This is a genomic window from Anaerolineales bacterium, assembly GCA_022866145.1.
Lineage (GTDB): Bacteria > Chloroflexota > Anaerolineae > Anaerolineales > E44-bin32 > PFL42.
The window spans coordinates 1-5,310 of sequence record JALHUE010000445.1; the positions used below are offsets into that span (position 1 = coordinate 1).

General features: G+C 63.0%; 4 protein-coding genes. All 4 read right to left on the bottom strand.

The genetic code is table 11. From position 1 onward, the window contains the following. Window positions 1-293: 293 nt before the first annotated feature. Entirely contained in the window at window positions 294-1,316 is a 1,023-nt protein-coding gene (locus MUO23_13235; GenBank protein ID MCJ7513912.1) for an ABC transporter permease, read from the bottom strand. Window positions 1,317-1,334: 18 nt separating this feature from the next. Beyond that, a complete protein-coding gene (locus MUO23_13240; protein ID MCJ7513913.1) occupies window positions 1,335-2,390 on the bottom strand; it encodes an ABC transporter permease in 1,056 nt (351 codons plus the stop codon). Window positions 2,391-2,524: 134 nt separating this feature from the next. After that, window positions 2,525-4,309, bottom strand: coding sequence for a peptide ABC transporter substrate-binding protein (locus MUO23_13245; GenBank protein MCJ7513914.1), 1,785 nt, complete (start codon window positions 4,307-4,309; stop codon window positions 2,525-2,527). A gap of 122 nt (window positions 4,310-4,431) precedes the next feature. After that, window positions 4,432-5,310: ATP-binding cassette domain-containing protein (locus tag MUO23_13250; protein ID MCJ7513915.1), on the bottom strand; the 879-nt coding region annotated here is incomplete at its 5' end.

Consider the following 5,310-nt stretch of genomic DNA (forward strand, 5'->3'; position numbering starts at 1 on the left):
ACGGATGCACTTCAGCCCGTAGGCGACCCGCCCACGGACGAGTTGATCCTGGACCTTCTGCAACCGGGCGCCGCCCGCCCCATTCGACCACGCCGGGCTGGCCTCCGGCGTGCTTCCCACACCCACAGCGGCGAGGCACAGCGCGACTCCCAACAGGAACAGAGTCCCTCCCGGGGATCAGTGCCCATCCAGACACCCGCAGGATATGGCCCACGCCGACCGTTCGGCGGTCGGCGTGGGCGGATTGTAAGGGGAAGACCCGCCGGCCGCGCCACCCGCCGGCGGCGATCCGGCTACTGCGTGCCTCGTAGGCGCGGGTCGAGCGCGTCGCGCAGCCCGTCGCCCAGGAAGTTGAAGGCGAACATAGTGATCGCCAGCGCCAGGGCTGGAGCCAGCACCTGGTTGGGATAGCTGCGGACAACACCCGAGCCGTCGGCGATCATCGATCCCCAGGAGGGTGTCGGCGGATTGACCCCCAGGCCAATGAACGACAAGAAGGCTTCCAGCGCAATGTAGGTCGGGATGGCGAGCGTCTCGTACACGATCAGGGGCCCGATGATGTTGGGGAGAATGTGCCGCTGCATGATCCGGTTGTCTTTGACCCCAATGGTGTGGGCGGCCTCAATGTATTCCTTCTCGCGCACCGAAAGGACCTGACCCCGGGAGAGACGTGCCATGGTCTCCCAGGCGGTGATCCCCAGGCCGATGAAGATGAACAGCATGCCGCCCATGCGGTTGTCGAGTGAGCTCACGGCGTAGGCGAAAGTGCCCTGATCGGGCCGGGCGAAGGTCGAGCGGAAGAAGGCCATCAGCAAGATGACGAACAAGATGGTCGGGAAGGCATAGAGCACATCGACCGTCCGCATCAAGAAGCTATCCGTCCGCCCGCCTCGGTAGCCGGAGACGGTGCCCACGACCAGCCCGATCGCCAGGCTGATCAGCGGAGCGATCAGCGCCACGGTCAGGGAGACGCGGGAACCGTACACGACCCGGCTGAACAGGTCCCGCCCCACGTAGTCTGCACCCACCAGGTAGTCCATGCTGATCTTGGCATACGGCTTCATGAAGGGGAAGATGACCAGCATCCACGGCGGGACCTTGTTGTTGTCGATCAGGGTCTGCTCATAGTAGCTGTAGGGAGCGATCACATCGGCAAAGATGGCGGTCAGTGCCAGGATCAGGATGATCACCCCGCCGAGGACCGCAGCCCGGTTGCGCCGCAGCCGGCGCCAGGCATCCAACCACAGGCTTTCGCCTTTCTGGGCGCGGGGAACACCGGCGGCCCCAGCCTTCAAGACATCCGTCTGAACACCCATGGCGGGCCTCCGAGCAGCCTATTCATACCGGATGCGAGGATCCATCCAGGCATAAGCCAGATCGACGAACAGGTTTGCGATCACCAGCAGGAAAGCATACAGCAGGATCGTGCCCATAATCACCGGATAATCTCGGTTGGTGATGCTGGTGACGAAGTAGCGGCCCATGCCGGCGATTCCGAAGATGGTTTCGGTGACGAAGGTGCCGGTCACCAGGGCGGCGAACAGTGGGCCCAAGACGGTGATGACCGGGATCAACGCGTTCTTCAAGGCATGGCGGACGATGATCACCCGTTCGGCCAACCCCTTGGAGCGCGCCGTCCGGATATAGTCCTCCCGGATCACCTGCAGCAGCGTGGCGCGGGTCAAGCGGGCAAGGATGGCCATGCTCCCCAGGCCCAGCGCAAGAACGGGCAGGGCTGCCCGCCGGAAGTAGTCCGGATTGAGATTGGTTGGGAGGAAGAAGAAGGTGAAGGGGGGCTTGGCACCCCAGCCGGTGGCCGGAAACCATCCCAGCGCTACGGCAAAGATGGCCACCAGGATCGGGCCGAAAACGATCACCGGAACGGAGACGCCGAAGATGGCAATGCTCATCCCGAAGTAGTCCCAGAAAGTGTTCTGCTTCAGGGCAGCCAGAATCCCGAGAGGGACACCGATGATCACCGACAGCGTCAGCGCCATGACGCCCAGCTGAATCGAGACGGGCAAGTTGTCCCGGAAGATGTCGTTGACCGAGCGGCTGCGAGAGAGATACGAAGGGCCGAAGTTCATCCACTTCAGCCAGACAGCCCCCAGCTTGATGTTGAACAGGGCGTCGTCCTGAGTCGAGACACCCGGTGGCAAGCTGGAGATCTTCGGGATGATGATGTTGGAGATATAGCGCGCATACTGCATCGGCAGGGGCTCATCGAGATGGTAGCGCTTGTTGAGATTGTCGATGATTTCCTGCGGCAGCGTTTTCTCCCGGGCGAAGGGCCCGCCCGGCACGGCATGCATCAGGCCGAAGGTGATCACCGAGACGGCGAAAAGCACCACGATCAGCCACAGCAGACGTCGAACGACATATCGGCCCATGCTTGTGGACTCCTCGGCCACCCCGTTCTTGGTCAGGCGCCGGACTGAACCGCATCCGTGTGCGGTGCAATCCGCCGCCGGGGAAGCTGGGGGGAGGGTTGCCCCTCCCCCCAGGATCTAGCGGTTTCCCCAGGCTACTTGCTGGTATCCCACAAGGTGAAGTCGTTGTGTCCCGTCACCGGGTAGGTTCGGGTGACATACGGCTTCGTCACATTGCCAGTCGTGTACCAGTACCACGGGGCAATGACAGCGTCGGTCATCACCAGGATCTCTTCCGCCTGCGCGTACATATCCAGGCGCTTGGCGGGATCCTGCTCAGCCGCCGCCTCCTTGACCAGCGTCTCAAACTCCTCGTTCAGCCAGTTGATGCCGCCACCCGCGGTTGGGTTCTGCGAACCACCCTTGGCCATCACCTCACGGATGAAGTTGTTCTCATCCGGGTAGTCCACGCACCAGCCCATGCGGTAGATCTGCGGCGTGTTGACCGGGTCCTTGGTGGTATCAAGGAACACCTGCCACTCCTGGTTGGTCAGCTTGACTTCCAAACCCAGGGTCTCGCGCCACATCTGCTGAATGGCCTCGGCGATCTTCTGGTGGCCGGAGGAGGTGTTGAACATCAGGGTGAGGTCGACATCGGCGGCGGTAATGCCCTTCTCAGCCAGGTACTCGTCGAGCAAGGCCTTGGCGGCCGCAGCATCGTACTTCACGCCTAGGTCCGGGTGATCGGCCATCGTCGGCGCCGCCACCAGACCCGGCCGACCGAACCACTGCGCCGGCTCCTGCCCACCCTTGGTGACGTTGTCGATCAGACTCTGGCGGTCGACCGCCATTGACAGCGCCCGGCGAACGCGCACGTCATCGACAAACGGCGCCTTGGTGTTGAAGCCGTAGTAGTAGGTGCACAGGTTCGGGTAGACGCTGTATTCCTGCGACAGGACCGGATCGGCCTTGACCCGGTCGATGTCGGCCAGAGGCACCTCGGTGAAGTCCAGGTTCCCTGCCTCGTACTCGGCGAAGGCCGGAACGGAGTCGAGGAAGAAGAGCTTGACCTCATCCAGCATCGCCTGCGGGATGGCCTCGGTGCCCGGCCAGAAGGGGTTCTTCATGATCGTGATGTCCGAGTCGTGCACCCAGTCCTTCAGGACGAAGGGGCCAAAGCCCTGGAAGAATCCGGGCTCGAACCAGCGATCTCCCCGTGCGTCGGTGCAGTCATCGCCTTCGATGATCCACTTCGGCACGGCATGCGCCGTCCACAGGCCGATGATGTTGGCATTGTAGGCGACGTTCTCGAGGAAGGTAACCTCGAGGGTGTAGTCGTCGAGGGCCTTGACCGCCACGTCATCGGCAGTTCCCGTCCCGCTGTTGTACTCCGCGGCGCCCTTGACGGCGAAGGCTAGGACGTAAGCGTACGGCGAGGCTGTCTCGGGAGCCAGCGCCCGCTTGATGCCGTACTCGAAGTCCACTGCCGTCACCGGCCGGGCGGCCGGGGTCTCTTGGCAGTCCATCACTTCGACTACCTGGGTGCCGTCATACTTCACCCACGGAATCCCCTGGCGCAGATGGAAGGTGTAGGTCTTGCCGTCTTCAGAGATATCCCACGACTCGGCCATGCCGGGATGGAGCGTGGCGTCTGTCTCGTCCAGCCAGGTCAGGCCGACGTTGGTGGCATTGACGATCGTGATGGCGCTGGTGTCTTCAGCCACGCCCGGATCGAGGGTCGGGATGTCGTTGTACCCGATCATCCCTGTGACGACCTTCGGCGCCGCTGCCGGGGCTTCTGGCGTGGTGGTTACGACCATCACCTCGCCTTCGACGATCACGGTCTGAACAACAGGTGTCCCGGCTGCCGGGGCGCAGGCGGCCAGGATCAGGCCGAAAGCCACCAGCAGCGAAATCACACCAAATCGCTTAGTACGCATTAGACTTCTCCTCCTTGCTTATGATTCGTGATGGTCTTACCGCAACGCGCGGTCTGGGCACTGCCTTTGTCCGGAACCACCTCCCTTCGGCCCCGGTCACGGGGCCCGTCTTTGGTCCTATTCTAAACTAGATGGCATGCAACCCAATGCGAAGGAGTTATCTCCCGCCACTCGGGCTCCTTCTGGGCGCACAGGTCAACTGCCAGTGGGCAGCGCGTGCGGAAATGGCAACCGGAAGGCGGGTTGACCGGGCTGGGTACGTCCCCCTGCAGAATGATCCGCTCCCGCTTCTCCTCGATCGCCGGATCGGCAACCGGCACGGCCGAGAGCAGCGCCTTGGTGTACGGGTGCAGGGGGTTGGCGTACACGTCATTGCGGCTGGCCAGTTCGACGATCTTGCCCAGGTACATCACGGCGACCCGGTCACTGATGTGGCGCACCATGGACAGGTCGTGGGCGATGAACAGGTAGGTCAGCCCAAATTGGTCCTGCAAGTCCTCCAGCAGATTGACCACCTGCGCCTGGATCGACACATCCAGGGCGGAGATCGGCTCATCGCAGACGATCAGCTCGGGCTGAAGCGCCAGGGCCCGCGCCACACCGATGCGCTGGCGCTGGCCGCCGGAGAACTCGTGCGGATAGCGATTGTTGTAGGCCGGGTTCAGCCCAACCAGCTCAAGCAGACGGCCCACCCGCTCCTGGACCTGATTGCTCTTGGCCAGGTTGTGGACGATCAGCGGCTCGCCGATGATCTCGCCGACCGTCATGCGCGGGTTCAGGCTGGCATACGGATCCTGAAAGATCATCTGCATCTTGCGCCGCATGCGGCGCATCTCTTCCGACGGCAGCGTCGTCAGGTCGACGTCCTCGTAGTACACCTTGCCCGCCGTCGGCTTGTACAGCTGCAGGATCGTGCGGCCGGTGGTCGACTTGCCGCAGCCCGACTCCCCGACCAGGCCGAAGGTCTCGCCTCTCTTGATCTCAAAGGACACCCCATCCAC